This is a genomic window from uncultured Dialister sp., assembly GCA_900314595.1.
Taxonomy (GTDB): domain Bacteria; phylum Bacillota; class Negativicutes; order Veillonellales; family Dialisteraceae; genus Dialister.
The window spans coordinates 77,611-102,299 of the sequence record OMVW01000005.1; the positions used below are offsets into that span (position 1 = coordinate 77,611).

The 24,689-nt window shown below is 49.8% G+C and carries 17 protein-coding genes; 3 read left to right on the top strand and 14 right to left on the bottom strand.

Annotated elements, in window-relative coordinates; genetic code table 11:
• Nucleotides 1-142: 142 nt before the first annotated feature.
• Nucleotides 143-1,303 carry an alanine--tRNA ligase-related protein gene (locus QZN42_RS03395; RefSeq protein WP_296954326.1) on the bottom strand — a complete coding sequence of 387 codons (1,161 nt, stop codon included), beginning with the start codon at nucleotides 1,301-1,303 and terminating at the stop codon, nucleotides 143-145.
• Nucleotides 1,304-1,520: 217 nt separating this feature from the next.
• Between QZN42_RS03395 and QZN42_RS03400 the strand changes: the two genes are divergently transcribed.
• Nucleotides 1,521-2,495 (top strand): diacylglycerol kinase family protein, encoded by a 975-nt coding sequence (locus QZN42_RS03400; protein WP_296954327.1) that lies wholly within the window; start codon nucleotides 1,521-1,523, stop codon nucleotides 2,493-2,495.
• Nucleotides 2,496-2,550: 55 nt separating this feature from the next.
• Here the strand turns inward: QZN42_RS03400 and QZN42_RS03405 are convergent, their stop codons facing one another.
• The 7 genes from QZN42_RS03405 to QZN42_RS03435 all read right to left on the bottom strand — a co-directional run bounded on the left by QZN42_RS03405 (nucleotide 2,551) and on the right by QZN42_RS03435 (nucleotide 11,278).
• The gene (locus QZN42_RS03405; RefSeq protein ID WP_296954328.1) at nucleotides 2,551-4,011 is read right to left on the bottom strand and encodes a WG repeat-containing protein; all 1,461 of its coding nucleotides are present in this window, start codon (nucleotides 4,009-4,011) and stop codon (nucleotides 2,551-2,553) included.
• 114 nt (nucleotides 4,012-4,125) lie between these two features.
• Nucleotides 4,126-6,285: a TonB-dependent receptor gene (locus tag QZN42_RS03410; RefSeq protein ID WP_296954329.1), complete on the bottom strand. Its 2,160-nt coding sequence runs from the start codon at nucleotides 6,283-6,285 to the stop codon at nucleotides 4,126-4,128.
• Nucleotides 6,286-6,616: 331 nt separating this feature from the next.
• Nucleotides 6,617-7,966, bottom strand: coding sequence for a phosphoglucosamine mutase (glmM, locus tag QZN42_RS03415; RefSeq protein WP_296954330.1), 1,350 nt, complete (start codon nucleotides 7,964-7,966; stop codon nucleotides 6,617-6,619).
• A gap of 131 nt (nucleotides 7,967-8,097) precedes the next feature.
• Nucleotides 8,098-9,018: a YbbR-like domain-containing protein gene (locus QZN42_RS03420; protein ID WP_296954331.1), complete on the bottom strand. Its 921-nt coding sequence runs from the start codon at nucleotides 9,016-9,018 to the stop codon at nucleotides 8,098-8,100.
• Nucleotides 9,015-9,842: a diadenylate cyclase CdaA gene (gene cdaA / locus QZN42_RS03425; protein ID WP_296954332.1), complete on the bottom strand. Its 828-nt coding sequence runs from the start codon at nucleotides 9,840-9,842 to the stop codon at nucleotides 9,015-9,017. The genes QZN42_RS03420 and cdaA overlap by 4 nt, the downstream gene beginning before the upstream one ends.
• Before the next feature lie 218 nt (nucleotides 9,843-10,060).
• Complete coding sequence (locus QZN42_RS03430; RefSeq protein WP_296954333.1) at nucleotides 10,061-10,348, bottom strand: hypothetical protein; 288 nt, start codon at nucleotides 10,346-10,348, stop codon at nucleotides 10,061-10,063.
• 6 nt (nucleotides 10,349-10,354) lie between these two features.
• Nucleotides 10,355-11,278 carry a LysR family transcriptional regulator gene (locus tag QZN42_RS03435; protein ID WP_296954334.1) on the bottom strand — a complete coding sequence of 308 codons (924 nt, stop codon included), beginning with the start codon at nucleotides 11,276-11,278 and terminating at the stop codon, nucleotides 10,355-10,357.
• 398 nt (nucleotides 11,279-11,676) lie between these two features.
• On the opposite strand from QZN42_RS03435, the gene nifJ reads away from it, so the two are divergent.
• Nucleotides 11,677-15,189, top strand: coding sequence for a pyruvate:ferredoxin (flavodoxin) oxidoreductase (gene nifJ / locus QZN42_RS03440; protein ID WP_296954342.1), 3,513 nt, complete (start codon nucleotides 11,677-11,679; stop codon nucleotides 15,187-15,189).
• A gap of 316 nt (nucleotides 15,190-15,505) precedes the next feature.
• On the top strand, nucleotides 15,506-15,964 hold the full coding sequence (locus QZN42_RS03445; RefSeq protein WP_296954335.1) for a hypothetical protein: 459 nt from the start codon (nucleotides 15,506-15,508) through the stop codon (nucleotides 15,962-15,964).
• A 392-nt stretch (nucleotides 15,965-16,356) separates the two neighbouring features.
• Here the strand turns inward: QZN42_RS03445 and QZN42_RS03450 are convergent, their stop codons facing one another.
• The 6 genes from QZN42_RS03450 to QZN42_RS03475 all read right to left on the bottom strand — a co-directional run bounded on the left by QZN42_RS03450 (nucleotide 16,357) and on the right by QZN42_RS03475 (nucleotide 24,461).
• Nucleotides 16,357-16,677 carry a YolD-like family protein gene (locus QZN42_RS03450; RefSeq protein WP_296954336.1) on the bottom strand — a complete coding sequence of 107 codons (321 nt, stop codon included), beginning with the start codon at nucleotides 16,675-16,677 and terminating at the stop codon, nucleotides 16,357-16,359.
• The gene (locus tag QZN42_RS03455; protein WP_296954337.1) at nucleotides 16,670-17,932 is read right to left on the bottom strand and encodes a DNA repair protein; all 1,263 of its coding nucleotides are present in this window, start codon (nucleotides 17,930-17,932) and stop codon (nucleotides 16,670-16,672) included. Before QZN42_RS03455 ends, QZN42_RS03450 begins: the two co-directional genes overlap by 8 nt.
• A gap of 348 nt (nucleotides 17,933-18,280) precedes the next feature.
• Nucleotides 18,281-19,447: an ABC transporter substrate-binding protein gene (locus tag QZN42_RS03460; RefSeq protein WP_296954338.1), complete on the bottom strand. Its 1,167-nt coding sequence runs from the start codon at nucleotides 19,445-19,447 to the stop codon at nucleotides 18,281-18,283.
• 692 nt (nucleotides 19,448-20,139) lie between these two features.
• On the bottom strand, nucleotides 20,140-22,443 hold the full coding sequence (feoB, locus tag QZN42_RS03465; RefSeq protein ID WP_296954339.1) for a ferrous iron transport protein B: 2,304 nt from the start codon (nucleotides 22,441-22,443) through the stop codon (nucleotides 20,140-20,142).
• A gap of 144 nt (nucleotides 22,444-22,587) precedes the next feature.
• Nucleotides 22,588-23,529: a TIM barrel protein gene (locus QZN42_RS03470; protein ID WP_296954340.1), complete on the bottom strand. Its 942-nt coding sequence runs from the start codon at nucleotides 23,527-23,529 to the stop codon at nucleotides 22,588-22,590.
• Nucleotides 23,526-24,461 carry a ketopantoate reductase family protein gene (locus tag QZN42_RS03475; protein WP_296954341.1) on the bottom strand — a complete coding sequence of 312 codons (936 nt, stop codon included), beginning with the start codon at nucleotides 24,459-24,461 and terminating at the stop codon, nucleotides 23,526-23,528. The genes QZN42_RS03470 and QZN42_RS03475 overlap by 4 nt, the downstream gene beginning before the upstream one ends.
• Nucleotides 24,462-24,689 lie beyond the last annotated feature (228 nt).

Genomic DNA, 24,689 nt, shown 5'->3' on the forward strand with positions numbered 1-24,689 from the left:
TATATATAAAAAAGGATTTGAAAGAGCAGAGACCTTTCAAATCCTTTTTAACAGATATTTCACAGGAGAGTCATTCTGATAATCTGCAGCCAGGCACTGCATGCTAAAACTAATTACTAATTACTAACGGCTGACAGCTTCATTATTGATTCAGCCCGTCCACCAGCGCTTCCACATCGGAAAGTTCACACTGGAAGGACCCCTGCATGATATCTTTGCCGCCGCCCCGGCCGTGAAGCTGCTGATTCCAAACTTTAAGAAGTGGTTTCAGGTTCGTACTCGGGCTGCCGATGGCGAAGTTCAGGGACTTCTCATCTTTCTTCGATACGAGGAAGATGATTTCCGCTGCTTTTTCCGCAATCAGGTATTCGCAGAATTTCCGGAGTTCCATGGGACCCATACCTTCTTCGGCAAGGAGCACGGCTTTCTTTCCTTCCGGGATGGAAGCCCTTCTCATGGTGAAGTACCGTTTATTCATTTCGCTGATTTTCTGGCGGAGGTCCAGTACGTCTTTTTCCACTTTTTCGATGGCTTTCACCGTTTCATAGGGCTTCACGGAGAAACGGACCGCAATATCCCGGTTCAGTTCATGGATGGTATCATAGTCTTCCATGGCCCTTCTGCCGCAGACGAGTTCGATGCGCACTCCACCTTTATGGTTCATGAGGGAAAGGACTTTGATGAGTCCGATTTCGCCGGTCCTTCTCACATGGGTACCGCAACAGGCGCAGATATCGCCTCCCGGGAATTCCACGATTCTGACTTTACCGGTGAGTTCAATCTTGGAACGGTAGGGAATGGTTTTCAGTTCTTCCGGGGTCGGGAAGGTGATCTTTGTTTCCACATTATCATAAATGAGCTGATTGGCCTGTTTCTCTATTTCTTTAGCATCTTCCCAGGTCATAGGTCCATTGAAGTCCACAGTAACGATCTGGTCCATGTGGAAACCCACATTATCATACTTGAATTTCTTGTGCACCAGTCCGGAATAGATGTGTTCGCCGGAGTGGTTCTGCATGAAATCAAAACGCCTCTGCCAGTCAATCACTCCATGCACCCGGCTGCCCACAGCCAGCGGTTTATCCGTATAATGGACTACAAGGCCGTCTTTGCGATGAACGTCCAGCACCTTCGCATCTCCCAGGGTTCCATGGTCCCCGGGCTGTCCGCCGCCTTCCGGATAAAAAGCCGTATCATCGAGAATGACCTCGAAATGCTTTTTCCCTTCCTTGCAGGCAGTTACAGTGGCATCAAATTCCTTCAGATAAGGATTCTTATAAAAAAGTTCGCTCATTTCTTCCATGAGAAATTCCTCCTTTGCATGTTATTAATCATGACACACTTTGTGAAATTGGTCCAGTGGTTTTTGGAAATAAGAAGGGAGTCTTTAGTTGTCAGTGATTAGCCGTTAGCTTTTGGCTGCCAGTTTCGTCACAATATTTTTAAACAGATTGTCAAATTTCTGTTGCCATTTGGTATAATAGAAGTAATATGACTATTTATTTGGGAGGGAGTCATTCATGGAAAAAGAAGGGCAGTGCACCATCATCATGAACCCCACGGCGGGGCATGAACGGGCGCCGAAGTATCTTCCCCTGCTGCAGGAAGTCCTGGAGAAACGGTTCAAAGAAGTGGACGTGAAAGTCACGGAAAAACCGGGTGATGCCACCACTTTTGCCAGGGAAGCGGCCAGGGCGGAAAGGGATATCATCTGCATGGGCGGCGATGGAACCATCAATGAAACCATCAATGGTATGGTCCCTGTGAAGAGCCCTTCCACCTTCGGTTTCATTCCTTTCGGCACAGTCAATGATCTGGCCCGGGCCCTCCACATTCCCCGCTCCCCCAAAGGCGCCATCCGCATGCTGGAGACGGCGGTAAAGACGAATATCGACGTAGGAAAGGTAAATGACCGCTACTTCATCAATGTGGTGGCAGCCGGCGTGATTTCTGAAGCCGTAGGCAAAGTCACCATCAAAGAGAAAACCCTCTTCGGGTCACTGGCCTATTTCATGAAAGGCGCTACCGTCCTCAATAAACAGAAATCCTACCATTTTAAAGTAGAAACAGACACGGGCCGGGTGGTGGAAGTGACCTCTACCCTTATTGCAGCCATGCTGACCGACTCTGCCGGCAGCTTCCACAATCTCCTCCCGCCGGAAGAGAAAAATAAAGGACTTATCAAGCTCTGCCTCATGCATGATTTCGAATGGCCCTGGGCCATCAAATCAGCGCCGAAGCTCCTTTCAGGCATGCAGATGGGACCGGACTTCCTCACGGTGGTAAGCTTCAAAAAAGCGCACCTTTCCATTGCGGAAGATCAACCCCTCGTCACCAATGTGGACGGAGACCTGGGCCCCACCTTCCCCCTGGATCTGGAAATCTTCCCTGACCGTCTCCCCATTTTTACACCGAAAGATCCTGTGGAAGACCGGGGAATCCTGCCGAAATTCTCGAATATGCACGTCCACCTGCCGTGGAGCGAGGAAGAATAAAAACGAACAAAAAGCAGTGCAATATATGCACTGCTTTTTTATTTTCTGAAAAGAATTACAGGATATGAATTTTTGACCAGGCAGGAGGCGCTGTCCAGTTTCCTTTATAATCCATGACGCCCCATTTCCCTTTGACTTTGACCGGCGTATAGTCGTTATGGAAAATATCCGCCTCTTCAATGAGTCCGGCCGGCGCCGTGTACAGGATATGGCCTTCCCTGTCGATCATCTGCCAGGTCTTTCCGTTATCCGTGACGGCCCAGGTGAAAGCGGCAGCCACGAAAGGACGGATTTCCGTATCCTTTGAAACTTCGGTGATGACCTTTCCGGTGTAAATATCGAGGAAATATTTCACGTCCCCCTTTGTGAGGAGCAGGCGGCCCGAACCCAGGCAGTCTATATCGTCATACTCAAAAGGAACGACCACTGTCCCGTCCACCACGGAGACCAGTCCATATTTACCCTGTTTAAGAGGAAGAAGACCGGAGAGGTCATCCATATATTTCTTCGTCAGTTCATAGGGTCCCGGTTCCAGCAGGTATCCGCCTTTCCTGTTGATGAGGCCGATGAAGTCTCCCTTGTCCATTTCCACAGCCGTTCCCCAGGGTGCCATGGCTGCCACATTGAAGAAAGCTTTGCCGGTGATCGAATTTCCATTTCTATCCATATAACCCCGGCGCATACCATCGAATACCGGCGATTTCCCCATGGCATAGTACCGGTAATAAGCAAAATTATTGACTATGCTTTCATAAATTCCATGATCGTGGAAAACACTGGGCTCGCTTCCGGATTCGTAGTATGCGGCCAGTCCGCCCTGAAAAGGCTCTGCCACATCATAGGGTACGGGGAAGAGTTCTTCCCCTTTTTCATTAATGGCCGCTTTCTTTCCATCTTTATTTTTTACGATGGCCAGTCCTTCGCTGAATTCCTGAATCACTCTTGAATAGGACGGAGGAATGAGGACTTCCCCCTTATCGTTTTTAAAACCGTACAGTTCCCCCTCTTTGAAGGAGGAAACAGGCGGCACCGGATCCTCCGGCATGGCGGTTTCCTTTCCATTCATATCCGGAGCCTTCGCCTGTCCCTGATTAAAACAGAGGAATATTTCTTTTCCAAGAAGCCCCGGGTTTTCATACTTCACAGGAATGACGACTTCCCCGCCTTCTTTAATAACGCCGCTTTTTCCGCCATTGGAGACGACCGCATAAAAGCCCCGGCTTTCCGACGATTCCAGCTCCTTCCGGTTTGATTCCGGGAGTGTCTTCTGCTCTAAGGGATAGAGATGATTTCCCATATCCCCAAAGAGGACGGCGCCCATTTTTTCATCAGGACCGGAAATAGAAAGTACCGGCGTGCCTTCCGGAACGGTATACGGTTTCCACATGCCCACAGGAGTGGAAGCGACGGACTCCACCGCCTCCTGCACCACCGGTTCTTCCGCATTTGAAATAGAAACTGCCTGCAGGCCCAGAAGGCAGACCGCACAGAGAAGAGCTTTCCATTTGGATTTCATAGTATTTCCTCCAGTCATAGCGCGTTCTAATTACACTGATTAAAGTATAGTCACCTGACCCTTCGGATGCAATCAAAAAGCCGGCCTGCGCCGGCTTTTTTGATTTCCAGTCTATCAGAAGGAGTAACGGGCAGTGAGGGTATAGGTTCTGCCGTCGCCTACATAGTAGTGGTTGGATACGATATCTTCATCGTAGTATTCACGATCGAAGAGGTTATTGATGCCAAACTGGAGGCTGAAGTTCTGGGTGAACTGATAGCCTGCGCTGACATTCATGAGGAAGTAAGCATCTCTGGCTTTGAAATGGCCGCTCTTCAGGCCTGCTTCAGTACGGTCGGAAATGAACATGCCGTCTGCATTGAAGGTCCATGCATCCTTATTGTAGGTGGTGCCCAGATGGAGCAGATGACGGGGAATATCATAGTTCTTTTCACCGTCCACCTTGCCGACCTGCCAGGTGTAGTTGATGTAAGAAGACCATGCATCACTGTGACGCTGGTTCAGGGAGAGTTCGAAGCCGTGAGTCTTGGAGTCACCGCGGTTCTGGTACTGCTTGGTGCTCTTTCCAACAACAACCAGTCCGATGTCATCCTTTGTCTTTGCGTAGAATACGTCTGCATGGATATCGGTCTTATTGCCAATCTTTTTCTTCAGGCCCAGTTCCCAGGTATCCGTGGTTTCCGGTTCCAGGGACGGATTGGTGAGATACTTGGTGCCGCTTCTGTCTGCAAAACGGTATACCTGATACAGAATCGGCGGGTTGAAGGATTTGCCATAGGAAATATAGGCATTGGTATTGTCATCAAAGGCGTAGTCTACGGAGAGCTTCGGGGAGAATTTATCGTAGGAAGCGGAGCCGAAAGTCTTTGCATCCTGTCCGGCATACTGGTTATAGCCGTCATATTTCTTGTAATGGTCATAGCGGCCGCCTACGTAGGCAGTCCACTTTTGGGAAATAGCCCATTTATCCTGGAGGTAGAAGGCAAAGCTCTTGTCCTTGCCTCCCAGTCTCTGGCTGATACCCTTTTCAGAAGAACTATTCCAGGATTTCCAATTAAAGATGTTATCTTCAATAGTTTCGCTGAACTTGGACTGGGTGTAAGCGCCGCCGAAGAGGATGGTATGAGCGCCCAGGGTCCAGCGCTTATTCAGGTCGAAATTCCAGGTCTTGGACGGATAGGAAGTCTTCTTACCTGCACCGTCAAAGTTTTTATCAAGATTGCCACTGTTACCCAGCGGATAGGTATAGCCATCTTTGAAGTAATCAGTCATACCAAAATGGGCATGAACTTTGTTTTTCTGATCATTATAGGTCAGAGAGTGCATGTTATAGGATCTCCAGCCTCTGGCACCATAGAAACTTGTAGTATTGGAGAAACGAGAGCTGTCTTTCCAATCCTTCCCAGGCCAGGCCGGTTCACCATTCTTGTCTTCCAGATATGTATCCGGATCACTATATCTATATACATAATTGGCCCGGGTGAATTTATAAGTCAAGCGCTGATTATCATTGAAATCATAACCGATATTGAATCCATAATTTTCGGACATGACATATTTCTTGCCGCGATTTCCGATAATCGGATAACCATTAGCATCAGTGCCATGATCACTCAGCGTATATCCTTTGGGTACAGAAGATTTGGAGCTCAGATAATCTCTCCAGCCGTCGGTGATATTGCTGTTATAGAAGGCGCCAACGGAAACTTTGTCCTTCTTGAAGCCCAGGTTATACCCCTGATTGACGGTGGCATGGCTGCCATAGGTGACAAAAGCAGAGCCATGGAGACCATCCTGCTTCTGGGTCCTGGTGATGATATTGATGACCCCGCCTACGGCACGTCCGCCATAAAGGGCAGACTGTCCGCCGGAAACAACTTCGATCTTTCTGATATTGTTGACAGGAATCATATTCCAGTCCACATCACCGTTCCAGGCTGTATTCATCTGCTGGCCGTCTACGAGGACGAGGATGTTCTTGCTGTCATAGCCGCGAAGGTTGACGGTACCTTCAATGGACTGGCTGCCGGAAATACCGGTAGCCATTGCCACTGCCTGGGCCGTATTCTGGACATTTCTTGTCTGGATTTCCTTTTCAGTGACTACCTGCACGGTGGCCGGTACGTCCTGCAGCCGTTCTGCCTGGCGGTTCGCGGTGACTGTGATCCCCTTCAGTGTGAACACCGGTGCCGGAGAAGCGGCATCAGCTGCGCCAAAGCCTGACAGTGCAAGGACTGCCAGAAGCGCTGCTGTCTTCTTACATGTGAATTTCATAAAACCCTCCCTGAACATATAAATGAGTACATTTATAACCTTACCATACTCAAGAGCAATTGTTAATATATTTGATTATTATTATAAATATTATCTAAGACTCTTTTGCTGCAAGGCTTATCCTTTTTATTATATACCACAATCTAATTCTATCAAATTAATTTTATTTCTAATAATCCCCCTCCAAACGTATAATGATTCCTGCATTTTTAAATTCCCAATACAAAATGGCGCCCCAGGGGCGCCACTTTCACGAATCACGAAGAACGAACCACGAATCACGATCATCGCTATCGTCTCAAACCATATTCATCTCAATTGACTCTAAGAATCAGTTATTTCCTACGCCAAGTTCGGATTCCACGATGGATGCGATATCATCCACGATCCGTTCGAGCTGGCTGAGTTCCCTGCCTTCCCCCATGACGCGGATGAGGGGCTCCGTGCCCGATGCGCGGACGAGGATACGCCCTTCCCCGGCCAGTTCTTCCTCACCGGCATGGATGGCATCCATGATGAGATCGTTTTCTTCCCAGCCGTTTTTGCTGTACACTTCCACGTTTTTCAGGATCTGGGGATAGGTAACCATGAGTTTATTAAGGTCGGACATCTTTTTGCCGCTGTCACGAAGGACCATGAGGGTCTGGACTGCCGTAATGAGACCGTCACCGGTGGTATTGAATTCCGGGAAAATGATATGGCCTGACTGTTCTCCGCCGATGGAATAGTTATGTTTCAGCATTTCTTCCAGTACGTAGCGGTCCCCTACCTGGGTGGAAACGGTCTGGCAGCCGTATTCATGAAGAGCTTTTCCGAAGCCAAGGTTGCTCATAACTGTGCCTACGACCATATTATCATTCAGACGGCCTTCTTTTTTCATCTGGAGGGCATTGATGACCATCAGGTGGTCTCCATCGAGAACTTTTCCCTTTTCATCCACAAAGAGGCAGCGGTCTGCATCCCCATCATTGGCAATGCCGCAGTCAGCGCCTTCTTCGACTACTTTTTTCTGCAGCGTTTCGATATGGGTGGAGCCGCAGCCGTTATTGATATTCACGCCGTTCGGTGTACGGAAAATCGGAATGACTTCTGCACCCAGTTCGGCAAGGATGGCCGGGAGGAAATCGGAAGCTGCGCCATTGGCAGAATCGGTCACGATTTTAAGTCCCCTGAAGTCACCTTTGACAGTGCTCTTCACGAATTCTCTGTATTTATCGGAAAGTTCGGGCACATCCCGGATGATACCGATACCGTCTCCTGTGGGACGGGCTATTTCCTCGTCATGACGGAGGATATTTTCTATTTCTTCTTCCGTTGCATCGGGCAGTTTGTAACCGTTCCGGTCAAAGAATTTGATTCCGTTATCCGGGAAGGGGTTATGGGAAGCGGAAATAACGACACCTGCGTCGTAACCTTCCGTGCGGGTCAGATACGCTACACCCGGAGTCGGGATGACACCTGCCACGTCCACATTGACGCCGGAGGCGCAGAGGCCTGCAGACAGAGCGGCCGTGAGCATGGAGCCGGAGATGCGGGTATCCATACCGATCAGAAAACGATGGTCTCCGCGGGTCCTGCAGAAATATGCGCCTGCAGCGCGGCCCAGCTGGTAAGCCAGTTCCGGCATGAGCGTCGAATTTACAAGTCCCCGTACTCCATCAGTACCAAATAGTGTAACCATTGAAATGCCTCCCCAAAATTCTAAATGTAACTTTCCAATCATACATCGAAATAAACCTTCCGTCAAGCCGCGCTAGTGGAGCCTCTCTGCTCCGGTTATGTAATTATTTCCGCAGGCGGCCTGATTCAGGGTCAGTCTTCTACAATTTCCACAGTCACCGTAACCTCCGGCACGGCAACGCTTCCTCCGGTGGGAACCGGTACATTGAGTTTCTGCCGGATGGTCCTGCTGGCTCCCGTCACGTCGATGGGAGACAGATTGATCATGGTATTCTTGTCGAAATAGGAAATCGGTCCTTTGACAGTTGCCACTGCCGGGGACAGGGTGACCCGGCCCACTTTGTATCCTTTGGCCGGTTCCCCTTTCGTTTCAATGCGCAGCGGAAGATTTCCCAGTTTCATTTCTTCCTTCATCTTCACCACCACTTTGACCTGGCTGGGCATGATATCCAGACCAGTCACCGTATTTCCATCCTTGTCCAGTACGTTCACACTGTCAAATTCGGTGAAGTCTTTTTCTTTTCCTGCTACATTCACGGAAACCACGGCCCGGTCTGCCTGGGCGATTTTGGACGAGCTGCCGGCGATGGTAATGGTATCCGGTGTGACTTTACTGCTGTCTACGGAGAAATTCGTTTCCGGCGTACCAAAGGCCTGGACCCTGGCAGGAAGTGTCTTTACTGCGTAGGTATCCACGTTCAGGTTGAAATTCTGGGGCGTTACGGAGATGACCGTCTCGTCCGACGGTACGGAAACCCGGATGGGCGTATTCGGATAATCACCATCCGTAATGCCTGAAAGGTCCACGTAAGCTTTGATATTGTCGGAACGCATATAGACCATGTCGCTTCTGGGCATGCGCACTTTGACTTTGACGGAAGAGGGTACATTGGTAGCCACGAGAGACCGGTCAAGGTTCCTGGTCTCCACCGGTACGGTATAAGTATTTTCCATCATGGGATTCTGCTCATTCATCACATACACCCAGAGGGCACAGGCAGCTATGAGGCAGAGAAGTTTCGGAAGCCACCATTCAACGCGGGTACATTTCATTTCGTGGGCCTCCATTTCTGCAGCACATCGCTGACTCCTCTCGGTTTGCTCTGTACCAGGAAGTTGCGGAGTACGTTCTTCAGGCTCTCCGCATCCTGTCCGCGGTAAATATGACCGCCATAGGTATAGGATACGATGCCCGTTTCTTCACTGACTACCACAATGACGCAGTCTGCCTGTTCGGACATGCCGATAGCTGCACGATGGCGGGTGCCCAGTTCCGTGGAAAGACTGTGGTCCCTGGTAAGCGGCAGAAGGCAGCCGGCAGCCATGACCCTGTTTTCACGGATAATGACTGCTCCATCATGAAGAGGCGTATTGACGATGAAAATATTTCCCAGAAGTTCTTTGGAAACAAGACCTTCGATGCGGATACCCGTATCAATGCGGTCGTCCAGTCCCACACTTCTTTCAAAAACAATGAGGGCCCCGATTTTATTGGCAGACATGGTCATGGTCGCAGCGACTACATCGTCAATCACATGATCCCATTCCACTTCATTCATGACTCTGGATGAAACGTAGAATTTTCCCCGCCCGATCTGTTCCAGGGCCCGGCGGAGTTCCGGCTGGAATACCACCGGCAGGGCTACAATCAGCACCGTCATGAGTTTGTCGAGGATCCAGCTGACCACGTGGAGCTGAAGCCAGCCGGCAAGCACGGTAAAAATACCCAGGAATACCAGCCCTTTCAGAAGGGCCGTCGCACGGGTATCACGAATCAGTATATAAATGCGATAAAGGAAAAAGGCTACCACCAGGATATCCAGTATATCCCACAGCCTCATGGTCATAAACAGTCCCTGTATCTGGCTCACTATCATTTCTCCTATATAAAGTATTAATTATTTTCTTTTTGTTTATCTCATTTTAACATGAACGAGGCTTTCATGGAAATAGGACAGGTGGACTATTCTGAATAATTTCACACTTCAAGCTTCCGGATGCAGGAAGTAAAAGGAAGCGAGGATGGGTCGCAAACAAAAAGCGCCCCTTCCGGGGCACCTGCATGATACTTCTGATTTTCTGAAAAGCAGGAAATTCATTTCCCGTAAGTGTCCCATTCCATTTCCATGAGACGCCATCCCTGCCTGGCGGTATGGCCTTGAAGCTGGATGATGTCTTTCTGCTGCTCTTCATTCTGGGAAAGGGCCGTTTCCGCTTCCCATCGGATATCATTCAGCTGGTCATCATACTGCTGGGCTTCGATATTCATCATCCGCTCCTGCAGGTCCGTAATAAGGAACTGCTGGTAGATGACCATGAAGAGCAGCAGGATGGAGATGATGCAGAGCGGTTTATTTCTATTCCAGTAATCTTTCCAGGCCATGGAAAATTATTTCCTCATTTCATCGTCTAATTTGGTATCGTTATTGAGAAGGGCCAGGTGGTCCTTGGTGAATTCGATCCACAGGCGGGCTGCTCGGGAGAGGTAACGGCCTTTCTTCCAGATGGCATAGAGATGATGGGTCATGCGGGGTTCCGTCATGACGCGGGTCACCACTTTGCTGTCCTCACTGTTGGAGGGGCAGAGGCGGGACGGGAGGATGGCTACGCCAAGGCCGGAAGCCACGGTCTGCAGCATGAGTTCCCGCTGGCTCGTTTCAAATACGATTTTCGGGGTAAAGCCTATTTTCTTGCAGTTGGCGAGGATATCATCATGGAGATTGAAGTCATCCCGGTAAAGGACAAGGGGATAATCGGCCAGAAGCTTCATGGGGACTTCCCTGTTTTCTTCCAGCGGATAGCCCTTCGGCATGACTACGCACATTTCATCTTCAGAGAGGAAGAAGGATTCGAAATCTTTATTCGGGATGGTGCAGATGATGCCTACATCGATGATTCCTTCCTGTACGGAGGATTCAACGACCTTGGAACCGTGTTCATAAAGCTTGATGGCAATCTGGGGATAGTTTTTCTTGAATTCTCCCAGAAGTTTGGCGAAAACATGAGCGTCCGTAATAGGCGGCAGTCCGATTTCGATGGTATCCTGCTTGAGGTTGAATTCATTTTCAAAGTCCGATTTCAGATGTTCAAAAACAAAAAGGCATCGCTTGGCATAATTGTAGAAAATGGTGCCCGGCGCAGTGATTTCCACTGTCTTTGCATTACGGACGAAAAGAGTGACCCCCAGTTCCTCTTCCAGAGACTTGATCATACGGCTGATGGCAGACTGGGAAATATGAAGGTTCCTGGCAGCTTTGGAAAAGCTCTTCTGCTGGGCCACTTCCATGAAATATTTCAGATGACGATAATCCATAATTCCTCCTCATGCAGATCCGGCGGCGAAAATTTCGACTCCCCACGCCTTCCATCCTTGTACATTGGATAACTTTATTTTATAATGAGAATGTGCAAACTGCACATCCTGTCGTACTATTCCGTATGATTGTATAGAATACAGTCCGGATATCTATGCATATTTATCATGGAATATTGTACAGGATTTTAAGCTATCTTGCAAGGGAAAGCACGATAAAAAGGAATAATTTGAGGCTTTTGTGAGGAAATATTTATTTTTCTCCTGTCCGCCGGAGGATTCGAAAAAGTCATATTTCCTTTTATGTTTAGAACCTGCAGAGGGCAAAGCATGTATTTTTCAAAGAAAATGGGAAGTATTTGAAAAAGGAGTGTTGTTCTGTGACAAAAGTTAAAACAATGGATGGCAATACAGCGGCTGCGTATATTTCCTACGCATTCACTGAAGTCGCTGCGATTTACCCGATCACCCCTTCTTCCCCCATGGCGGAATCTGTGGACGAATGGTCCGCTCACGGGAAGAAGAACATTTTCGGAGACACCGTAAGGGTCGTTGAAATGCAGGCCGAAGGCGGCGCTGCCGGTGCTTTCCACGGTTCCCTCCAGGGAGGCGCCCTCACCACCACCTACACCGCATCCCAGGGCATGCTCCTTATGATCCCTAATATGTACAAAGTGGCCGGCGAACTGCTTCCGGGCGTTTTCCACATCGCTGCCCGTGCGCTTGCCAACCATGCACTCTCCATCTTCGGCGATCATCAGGACGTTATGAGCGCCAGAGCTACCGGCTGCGCTATGCTGGCTGAAGCCAATGTACAGGAAATCATGGATCTCGCCGGGGTGGCACACCTTGCTGCCATCAAAGGCCGCGTACCTTTCATCAATTTCTTCGACGGTTTCCGTACGAGCCATGAAATCCAGAAAGTAGAAGTCCTGGATTATGAAGACCTCGCTCCGCTCATCGACCAGAAAGCCCTTTCCGAATTCAGGGCCCGCGCTCTTAACCCGGATCATCCGGTCATCCGCGGTACTGCTGAAAACCCGGATATTTATTTCCAGCATTGCGAAGCAGCCAACCCCTTCTACAATGCCCTTCCTGATATCGTTCAGGAATACATGGACAAGATTTCTGCCATTACCGGCCGTTCTTATCATCTTTTCGACTACTACGGCGCACCGGATGCAGACCGCGTAGTCATCGCTATCGGTTCTGTCACCGATATCTGCAAGGATGTCACTGATGCACTCAATGCCCATGGTGAAAAAGTGGGCGTCCTGAACGTTCATCTCTATCGTCCCTTCTCCGTAAAACATTTCCTCTCCCAGCTGCCTGAAACAGTGAAGAAGATTGCTGTCCTCGACCGTACCCGTGAACCGGGCGCTATTGGCGAACCGCTCTACATGGATGTGGTTTCCGCAGTGGCTGCTTCCGGCAGAAATATCAAAGTATGCGGCGGACGTTACGGCCTTGGTTCCAAGGATGTCATTCCGGAAGATATCATGGCTGTCTATGAACACCTGAAAGCAGAAAATCCGCGCCACAACTTCACCCTCTCCATCGTGGATGATGTGACCAACCTCTCCCTTGCTCCGGTGCCGGTACCGGAAATGCCGGGTAAGCTCGTTTCCTGCAAATTCTGGGGCTTTGGTTCCGACGGCACAGTCGGCGCCAACAAGAGCGCAATCAAGATCATCGGCGACCATACAGATATGTACGCCCAGGGCTACTTCGCTTACGACTCCAAGAAATCCGGCGGCGTAACCATTTCCCATCTCCGTTTCGGTGAAGATCCGATCAGGAAGCCTTACCTCATCCGCAAGGCTGACTACATCGCCTGCCATCGTCCGTCCTACATCTATAAATACGACCTCCTCCGCGGCTTCAAGCCGGGCGGCATTTTCCTTCTGAACTCCCCCTGGAAGAAAGAAGATCTCGAAAGAGTGCTTCCTGCTTCCATGAAGAGAAAACTGGCCAGCTTCCATGCGAAATTCTACATCATCGATGCATTTGAAATCGCAAAGAACATCGGCCTCGGCGGACGTATCAATATGATCATGCAGTCTGCCTTCTTCCACCTCACCCACATCATTCCTGATGAAGATGCAGTGAAATACCTGAAGGACTCCAACGAAAAATCCTATGGCAGAAAAGGCCAGAATATCGTCGATATGAACAATGCGGCAGTCGATGCAGGCATGACCGGCGTTGAAGAAGTGGAAGTACCGGCAGAGTGGGAACATGCAACCACCGGCGGCTCCATTGCCAGAGCTCCGCGGCCGGACTTCGTAAAGAATGTATGCGATGTGATGAACCGTCAGGAAGGGGACGACCTCCCTGTTTCCACCTTCAAAGGCATTGAAGACGGCACTTTCCCGTCCGGTACCTCCAAGTATGAACGTCCATCCGCTGCCATCAATATTCCTGAATGGATTCCGGAAAACTGTATCATGTGCAACCAGTGCTCCGTAGTCTGCCCGCATGCCACTATCCGTCCGATCCTCGTTACCGAAGAAGAAGCGGAAAAAGCGCCGGAAGGATTTATCGTGAAGGATTTCAGAGGCCCGGTCAAGGGACTGAAATTCCGCATGATGATCGACCCCGAAGACTGCTACGGCTGCGGTATCTGCGTCAACACCTGCCCGGCTCCGAAAAAAGCACTCGTCATGAAGCCGGCTGAAACCCAGCTTCCGAAGCAGAACCTCTGGGATTACGCAAAGAGCCTTCCGCCGAAGAAGAATCCTCTCGGCAAGACAAACCTCCGCGGTGCACAGTTCGAACCGACCTATTTCGAATTCTCCGGCGCCTGCGCAGGCTGCGGCGAAACTCCATACATCAATATGGTCACCCGCCTCTTCGGCGATCGTATGATGATTTCCAATGCTACCGGCTGCTCCTCCATTTACGGCGCATCCTCCCCGTCCATGCCTTATACAAAGAATGCCCTCGGACAGGGTCCTGCATGGGCTAACTCCCTCTTCGAAGATAATGCTGAATATGGCCTCGGCATGCATCTGGGCGAAGGCAAGCTCCGCGAACGGCTCACTGAAAAACTGGAAGCTGCACTCCCCGCTGCTGATGATACGGTGAAGACCGCTATCAATGAATGGCTCGAAAAGAAAGATGTGGGCCTCGGCACCAGAGACAGGGCTGCCAAACTGGAAGATGCGCTCACCGCTGAAGTGGCTGCACATCCGGAATACAAAGAACTCCTGGACCTCAAAGATCACTTTGTAAAGAAATCCCAGTGGATCTTCGGCGGCGACGGCTGGGCCTATGATATCGGGTTCGGCGGTCTTGACCAGGTCCTCGCTTCCGGTGAAGACGTGAATGTCCTCGTCCTGGATACCGAAGTTTACTCCAATACCGGCGGACAGTCCTCCAAGTCCACCCCGGCTGCAGCCATTGCCAAATTTGCTGCTTCCGGCAAGAAGACAAAAAAGAAAGACCTCGGCATGATTGCCGTTTCCTATGGCTACATCTATGTGGCACAGATTGCCCTGGGCGCTGATATGAACCAGGCCTTCAAAGCCATTTCCGAAGCAGAAGCTTACCCGGGACCGTCGCTTGTCATCGCTTATGCTCCGTGCATCAACCACGGACTCAAAGCAGGCATGGGCAAGTCTTCCGAAGAAGAAAAGAGAGCCGTGGAATGTGGTTACTGGTGCAACTGGCGCTACAACCCGAGCCTCCTCGAAAAGGGCAAGAACCCCTTCCATCTGGACAGCCGCGAACCGAAGGCAAACTTCCGCGACTACCTCATGGGCGAAGTCCGCTTCGCATCGCTGGCTAAACTCTTCCCGGACAAGGCAGAAGAACTCTTCGCCAAGACCGAAAGAGATGCCAGAGAACGCCGCGCCAACTACGTCCGTATCCAGAAATCCTACGACCTGGCACTGGCCGAAAAGAAATGATTTAATGAGAGTCACTGCGATTCCTGCCACCTCAGCCATTATGAGCTGAAAGTGGTAAGTGAGTAGTGGTAAGTGAGTAGTGGTAAGTGATAAGTGAATGTGGACCGCTTCAAATTATGAAGCGGTCCATTTTTTATATAAAAAAGGCGCGCTTTCTTATTTTGCGCGCCTCCGCCACTTACCACTTAACACTTATCACTTTATTTTTTATTACACCCATCAGAATATTTCTATAGTTTATCGCATTTAATATTTTCGATTCGTGCGGTATACTATAAACAGAGAAACATCAATATAGTATTAAAGGAGGTACCAAATGGATTTAAAGACTCATAGAAAAGGCATGCTTCATGAATTGAAGAACGGCTTCTCCATCGACCTGACGGAAGAAGAATACAATGCAAAGCTTCCGGAAATCCGCAAAATCGCGGAAGATCTCTACGTCAATATGGACGTACTGGACGTGCTGGAAAAAGACTACAAGCTGAAACTGCTGGTCCTCTCCATCGCTTCCTGGTTCGGTTTCCACAATGTGACAGGCAAAGAACTCCTGGCTGCTGCCCATCTTCACAATAAGGATGACCTGAATCCCATGAAATTCTTTTTCATGAAAGCCGGCTGGGCCCCCTACTATCTGGAATACGAATATGTGGATGAAATGGGTATCCCCTTCCATGAAGTCATCGACACCTTCTATGCGGATGTGGAATTCTACATGGATATGTCGGACCAGCTGAAATATGTGAGATTACCGAACGCACTCCGGATTGTCTGAATCTGATCTGACCATCATATCCGATCGTTTTTCGTTCTTCGTTGTTCGTTGTTCATGACCGTCATTCGTGGCTCGTGATCCGTGGTCCGTGATCCGGGGTGGTGGGCCGCATCCATTCATATGGCGGCCCCTGATATAATTTGCTGTTTATCCACCTTAAAAAGCTGTGAACGAGGATTTTCCTCTTCACAGCTTTTTAATTGTTTAAGACGCCTATCAAAATTGTATTAAATTTTCAATTCGCAGCGTTCAGTCCCTTCCGGAGTCAGAGTGCAGTGGAGCTGGGTCGGTAGTACTATCGTTTTTACAACCCGCCTGCGCAAAGCCCCCATAAAATATAGTGCTGCAACAGCAGCGCCACCTTCACGAATCACGAACAGCACAGATGAAGACTACCCCTCCCCGCAGGAAATGACTTTCACTTCCCATATATCCTCGAAATAGATCCTTCTCCCCGCCACCTGCAGCACCCGGAAGATTTTATCGATTTGCTCCACTTTCCCCGTAACCGTACGGTAGGTATCTATATCATAGTATGTGACGGTGACAGGCATCTTTCTCTCCACCAGCTGGAGTTCTCCGGAAAGTTTCCAGGCATGGTCTTCGGTGATTTCCCTTCTCGCTTCTTTTTCTCTTCCCGCTTCATAAAGCAGTTCGTCATAGCCCTTCAATCCGTTGAAGGGCAGGAACTGGCGGGCTCTATTGTTATTCATGATGACCTCCTATCAGTGTATTGCGCTTCCGGAGCGTCGCCTTCGGCAGGTAATCAATCCCCCGGAGAAGTGCGTTCTTTCCAAATTTCTTTTTCACTTCAATCATTACCCGTTCCACATTTTTCTGCTTTTCCTCTGCCGCCTCCGGCCGGAAAAGGGAGAAATACCTGGGTACGCTTCCTGCAGGCACCACGTCATTGACAGATAGATTGATGGTGCGGATGCCCAGCCCGGGAACGACTTTTTCTTCATAAAGTTTGTCAAAAGCTTTCCATATATCTTCCGGCACATCGGTCCAGGCGGGAAGCCTTCTCGTGCCGGCGCTTCCCATACGGGGTCTTCCCGAGTACCCCACATAGAGGGAAATGCCCTTCGTCACCAGGTGTTCATCCAAAAGCTGCTGAATCAGTGTTTCTGCCATTTCAAAGACGAGAAGCGCCGCGTCTTCATAGGTGTAATCTTCAAAAAGCACCTGCCCGTTGCTGAGAGACCGCCCGCCCGGCCGGTAGGCGTGGATATCGGCAATGGTGCAGGATTCCCTGCCCCAGGCATGGTCGATGAGGTATTCCGCATTGACCCCGAATTCCCTATACAGCAGTTTCTCAGGAAGGAGTGTAATGCCGTGAAGATCGTAAGCCCCGTATTTCGCAAGCCTTGCCGCAATACCGCCTCCTATGTTCCACACGTCTGTAATGGGCCGGTGATGCCACATTTTTTCCCTGAAAAGGGCTTCATCAAGGTAAGCGATGTGCGTGGGAAGATGTTTGGCCAGGATATCCATGCCTATTTTGGCAAGAAATAAATTGGTCCCCACCCCGGCGGTGGCGCAGATGCCTGTCCTTTTATACACCGCATCCATGGCCATCTGCGCGATGCCAAGGCCATCCCTTCTATAAAGGGAAAGGTAGGGTGTCACATGGATGAAACATTCATCGATGGAATAGGCATAGACGTCTTCCTTTGCGAAATATTTCAGATAGGTCTTGTAAATATCGGCAGATACTTCCATGTACATCCGCATGTGGGGAGGTGCGATGATGAATTTGAACTTTGATGGGATTTCATAAAGCCGGCATCGGTTCCTGACCCCTTTTTCCTTCAGTGCGGGACTCACGGCCAGGCAAAGGGCCCCGGGGCCCCTCGTAGGATCTGCCACTACCAGATCCGTTTCAAATGGATCCAGCCCCCGGGACGCACATTCTACGGAGGCATAGAAGCTTTTCAGGTCGATACACATATAGACTTTATTCTCCATAGGCCCTCCACCGGTTGAAATTCAAATAAATGTTCTGTAGTTATTATAGAATAATTGTTCTGTATAATCAAGACGTATTTCATTAGAATTTCCCCAACACAAAAGAGCAATGCGTAGGGATGCATTGCTCTTCGTGTGGGAAAAACTATCCGGCATTCCGGTGAAGGAAATATTCCTCTCCCGGTCTGCCCCCCATTATTTATTTCGGGTGGTCATCCACCCGTTCCATCTTTCAGCCCTGCAAAGCAGTCACGGTCGGCTGAAGGAAGGAAGAAACCACCTGCCCTGGCATCTTTTAAAAATGCCTTCCCCGGGAGGGTAGTTACTTCTGAAAATCAGGCCGCCCGATCAAGCAAACGGAACCCATTTGCCGCCTTTAACCTGGAGTACGGCGAGATCCATCTTCGGATCGCGGTTCTGGTCGAATTCGAATTTGCCGGTAGCGCCTTCGAAGTCTTTAATCTTGGCCAGGGTATCACGGAATTTCTTGCGGTCGGTAGTAGTGCCGGACTGTTCAACTGCCTGATGGAGTACATACATGGCATCATAGGCCTGGGCAGCGAACTGATCCGGTTCATGGCCGTATTTAGCGACGAATGCTTTTCTGAAGTTCTGTGCTTTATCAGTCTTTCTTTCAGCATCCCACGGAGTTGCCACGAGCGTACCGTCAGCAGCAGCGCCGCCCTGCTGGATATAAGCCGGGCTGTTGAAGCCGTTGTTGCCGACGATTGGCTGGTTCAGGCCCATTTCTCTTGCCTTCTTGACGATGAGGGCACCTTCCTGATAGAGACCTGCTACGCAGATGACATCGGGGTTGGAAGCCTGAATCTTTGTAAGCTGTGCGGAGAAATCGGTATCTTTATCGGCAAAGGTTTCCACATCGACTACTTCCAGGCCCATTTCTTTGTACAGTTCCTGGTAAATCTTGGATTCGCCCACCATCTGGTCGTTGTTGTTGGAGTACATGAGAGCGACTTTCTTGAAGCCCAGTTTGTCATGAGCTTTCTTCATGGTAACCGGAATAGCCAGTTTGCCCGGAATTGCGTTTCTGAAAATATAATCACCGATATCAGTGATTCCCGGTGCTGTGGTACCGGTACCGAAAGCAACGACTTTGGACTGCTGGGCAATCGGGCCTGCCGCAAACATTTCACCGGAGGTCATCGGTCCTTCGATAGCAAGGACTTTATCCTGTTCAATGCACTTCTTGAATGCATTGATGGCTTCTGCCTTGACGAGCTTGGTATCATAAGTCTTCAGGTCGATCTTGACTTTGGTATTCGGATTCTTGTTGATTTCTTCAACAGCCAGATCCACGCCTTCCTTCATAGCTACGCCGTAAGCAGCGCCAGGGCCTGTGTAAGCGGTAACGAAACCGAGTTTAACAGTCTGTCCGCCGGCAGCTGCACCGGATGCTGCTGCTTTCTTTTCTCCACCGCCGCAGCCTGCAAAAACACCGACTACTGCACATGCAGCCATAGCTGCTGCCATACCTTTTAACCATTTCTTCTGCATAGTTCTTCCCTCTTTCAAAAAAATTAAATTCCCAGCAATCTGAATGAGCCATAGAAAAAGCCTCCACCGATGTTCCCATCAGCGGAGGCGCATGAGCGCGGTACCACTCCCACTTATCACTTACGGACTTCAAGTCTGGCACCGGAAATATAAGAGCCCCTACCTTCAAAAGAAGATAGGGGCGAAATCGCGGTACCACCCTACATTATACTCTGTAGTCCTATTCGTAACGTGAATGAACGCTCGCACTTACTTAGTTCAGTGAAAGAGCTCTCGAGGGATATTATGAATGCTGCCATCTACCGGTTCACACCATACACCGGCTCTCTGAAGATTAAACAACAGACCTTTTGTCTCGATCCTGGCTTTTCAGATTGTTTGGTTATCTGACGATGTCAATATAATAGCCTATGAACTCTTTATTGTCAAGACCTTTTTATGAAATAATTTTCATTCAGTGATAAGTGTGAAGTGGTAAGTGGCGGATATGGCCGGTTTCACCGGCCAATCTTATATAGTGCGCTCCGCGCACGGGCCTGTGGCCTGTAATGGATGATTTTTAAAAAACAAATTCGATATGGGAGAGGGACTAATGTCTAAGAGCACCCACGCAAAATGGGCGCCCTTTTATTTTGGCGCCCATCTTCACTTATCACTTAACACTTACCACTTTTCACTTCTCACTTTTAAGCTTACATTCCCAGCGCCAGCCCTGCCGTATGGATGATAAAGGAAACAATCCAGGCCACAACGCACTGGAAAACGACCATCTGAATGGCCCAGCGGCTGCCGTTTTCCCTTTTTACCGTGGCAATGGTGGCGATGCAGGGCGTATAGAGGAGGCAGAAAATAAGAAGGGTAAATACGGAAAATCCTGTCAGCGACGATTCAATGCCGGCCGTTCCGCCATACAGAACAGAGAGGGTAGCCACTACGCTTTCCTTGGCCATAAAGCCGCAGATGAGGGAGGTTGCCACTTTCCAGTCTCCAAAGCCCAGTGGTGAAAATACCGGCGCGATCCAGCCGCCCAGGAGGGCAAGGATGCTGTCTTTGCTGTCTTCCACCATATTAAGGGTCAGATCAAAACTCTGGAGGAACCAGACAATCAAGGTTCCTACGAAAATCACCGTAAAGGCGCGCTGCAGGAAATCCTTTCCCTTATCCCATACGAGCCGTCCCACATTCTTTGCTCCCGGAAGTCTGTAGTTCGGAAGTTCCATGACGAAAGGCACTGCTTCCCCTTTGAAAAAAGTGTTTTTTGAAAGGAGTGCCACTATAATGGCCGCCAGGATACCCGTGAGGTACAGGATGGTCATGATAAGCCCGCCTTTTTCAGGGAAGAAAGCGGCCGTAAAGAAAGCATAAATAGGCACTTTGGCGGAACAGCTCATGAATGGAATGAGCATGGTCGTCATTTTGCGGTCCCTTTCCGAAGGGAGAGTACGGGAAGACATGACCGCCGGCACAGAACAGCCAAAACCGATCAGCATGGGTACGATGCTTCGTCCGGAGAGACCGATTTTCCGGAGAAGTTTATCCATGACGAAAGCCACCCGGGCCATGTATCCGCCATCTTCCAAAAGGGAAAGGAAGAAGAAAAGCACCATGATGATAGGAATAAAGGACAGAACCGAGCCTACACCGGTAAAAATCCCGTCTACCACCAGCGATTTGACTGCTTCATTGACGCCGGCAGCAGTAAGGGATTCGTCCACCATTCCTGTAAGCGTTTCAATCCCCTCTGCCAGAAGATCCTGAAAAAACGCGCCGATCACATTAAAAGTCAGGTAAAAAACGAGACCCATGATGAGGATGAAAATGGGAATGGCCGTGTATTTCCCCGTAAGAAGCCTGTCCATCTTCCGGCTTCTGGCGTGTTCCAGACTTTCTGCCGGTTTCACTACAGTCCGTTCACAGAGCCGGCGGATAAAGAGGAAACGCATATCCGCCATAGCTGCCGACCGGTCGAGACCCCTTTCCTCTTCCAGCTGTTTAATGATATGACCCATCATATCGATTTCATTACTATCCAGCTTTAAAGCATCTTCCACCAGCTTGTCCCCTTCCACCAGCTTTCCTGCTGCAAAGCGGATAGGAATGCCCGATGCCTTCGCGTGGTCCTCTATGAGGTGCATAATGCCGTGAAGGGCCCGGTGAACGGCACCTTTGTGGTCTTCCGGTCCGCAGAAATCCCGAATTCCCGGCTTTTCCTGATATCTGGCCACATGAATGGCATGAGTTATGAGCTCCTGGACCCCCTGGTTCTTCGTGGCGGAAATAGGAATGACCGGAATCTGGAGGATCTGCTCCATTTCATTGATTAAGATACTTCCCCCATTCTTCTCCACCTCATCCATCATATTGAGGGCCAGGACCATAGGTATATCGAGCTCCATAAGCTGCATGGTGAGGTACAGGTTTCGTTCCAGATTTGTGGCATCCACGATATTGATGATGGCACTCGGCTTTTCGTCAAGGATAAACTGGCGGGAAACGATTTCTTCGCTCGTATAGGGAGAAAGGGAATAAATCCCCGGCAGGTCCACCACTTCACAGTCCGGGTGACCCTTGATGGTCCCGCTTTTCCGGTCCACTGTAACTCCCGGGAAATTCCCCACATGCTGATTGGCCCCTGTAAGCTGGTTGAAAAGAGTAGTCTTGCCGCAGTTCTGGTTGCCTGCCAGTGCAAAAGTCAGCTTTCCGGTGAGAGGTTTTGCATCATGATAGGAAGATTCATCATGGAATTTTCCCGGTTCCCCGAGCCCCGGATGATTGACAGCCTTCAGCCGGGGAATCTTTTTTGGCGAAGGGCTCGCATCCCTTATATCAACGATTTCAATCTTTTTTGCATCCTCAATGCGCAGCGTCAGTTCATACCCCTGCACCATGAGTTCCATAGGGTCCCCCAGCGGGGCAAATTTGATGAAAGTCACCTCTGCTCCCGGAATGAGGCCCATATCCGGAAAATGCTGCCTGAGTGCTCCTTCACCGCCCACCGTCTATAAATTGGCCGACTTTCCTTCCCCTAATTCATTTAAAGTCATGTCCTCTCCCGATAAAAAGAAAGCTCTCATAAAAGAGAGCAGGTTCTGTTGTTATTATTATGTATGGTACCACGGCCGGCCTGTGCCGTACAGGATTCATATAAAATTTCCCATGGCGCGCATCTGCCGCCGCACTTTTTCCTCAGGAATGGAAAAATCATCCCCGAAAAGCTCATGAGTCACATAAAGAGGTTCTACGCAGTCCACAATCCTTTTTGCCGCATCCGTCTCAAACGGCCGGTGCTGGTCTATGGAAATAATATGATTCCGTATGGTTTCTTCACTCACCGCTTTGGGAATTTTCCCCGCCGTCTGCCGCTGATACTCCCCGGACAAAGAGCAGGAGAGGTGAATCCCCTTAATCAGCGATTTGAGGCTCCCCAGCCGGTTTACAACGGAACAGATATAATCAGCTCCGTCCGACTCGGACGTGAGGTCCGGATTAGCCGCCATGAGGTGGCTCGTATCCAGCATGATGCCCACATTGTCTCCGGGTAGAAGGCTGAAGAAATAGTCCACCTCCGCCGGATCCAGTTTGTACAGGCCCGGCCAGAAAATATTTTCAAAAAGCACCAGCACATCCGGCGGTACCACATGGGCTGCCGGTCTGTAAACTTCCGCCGTTTTTTCAAGTACTTCCCGGCTGGTGTAATGAAACCTGCGGGTCCATATTTCCTTATTCCTGCAATGGGCCACATGCCACACCAGGTACTCCGGCTTCTCTGCCAGGGCCGCACGGATATTGTCACCAATCATCCCAAGCCAGTCTTCCACCGTTTCGCCGCCGAAATTCTCGACTATGGATTCCTTTGTGGGAAAATCCTCCGCCAGACTTTCTTTATTTCCCAGATAAAAATCCATCCATACCGGCCAGTAAGCCAGATGGCAGCCCACCGTCACCGAATCGGCCGGATGCGAAGAAGGCTTTCGGCCATAAATGAGATTTTCGATGCCATCCAGTCCAAGGCGGTCCAGAATTTCTTTTAAACCGGAAATCCGGTCATCCGACATCATGTAATGACTGACAGTCTGCTTCATGGATTATTTTTCGCCGCCTTTGCCAGAGCCCGCTTATAAGCTTCTGTGAAATACGGCACCGGGACGCCTGTTTCCTTCCCCATGGCTGCCATGCGGCCCAGAATCATATGGACTTCCGTATCATCTGCTTTTTTACCGCTATCAAGATCCCGATACAGAGAAGTCATGGTATCATCGGAAAGACTTTTAAAGAAATTCACATGCCATTCCTCATAGTCATCCCGAAGATGCACTCCTTTGGCTGCGGCCACAGAAATCATCTCCCGAATGGCCCCATGAAGAGCCTCCTCAAATCCCGGAGACGATTTCACCTTCCCCGCAGGTCCGTCGAAATAGCAGAAAAGGCAGGAATTGGTCCCCATCATGGCATACTTGGCCCAGCTGTCCAGACGGATGTCATCGGTCACTTCCGTGGGGATACCGCTTTCATTCAGAAGAACGGCCGCCTCTTTCAAGGCTTCTGGCGCAGGCCCCTCTTTCATGCCCATCACGATCTGATTGAAACCGGCCGTCTGTACCACCACTCCCGGCCCTTCCAGATGGGAGAATACACGGATCGTGCCATCCGCCAGAAGGCAGGGAGGCAGCCACTTTTCCATCAGATCTGATACAAGCACCCCGTTCAGAAGAGGCACCACCACCGTATCCGACTTAATCATGGGCCCCATTTCCCGGCATGCCTCTTTGATCCCGTTTCCCTTGCAGGAAAGAAGGATCACGTCCATTTTCCCCAGTTCTGCCGGATCATGGCTCACCAGTTTTGGACGGACATTGAAATTTCCAAGCATCTTCGATTTGACAGAAAGTCCATGGGCCCGGATGGCTTCCAGATTTTTTCCCCTTGCATAGAAATACGTCTCTTTATGAACCCTCGCCAGGGCCCCGCCCACAAAGCCGCCGATGCCGCCGATGCCAAATACAAGTATCTTCATATCGCACCTCCCATATCCGTTATATATAAATTTACTTTAAAATAGGAAGTCTTCCCTGTCAAATGAAAAAAAAGAAATCCACCAGCATAGCTGGTGGTTCTTCACATGCGGCCACAAGGGCCTTTTATCACCGGCTGCGCGTTAACGCGCTTGTGCTTCTGTCACTTGCATATTATTGCTTGCGACCCGTGAACGGGTCAAATAAGTCCCCTTCTACGTCTTCTTCCT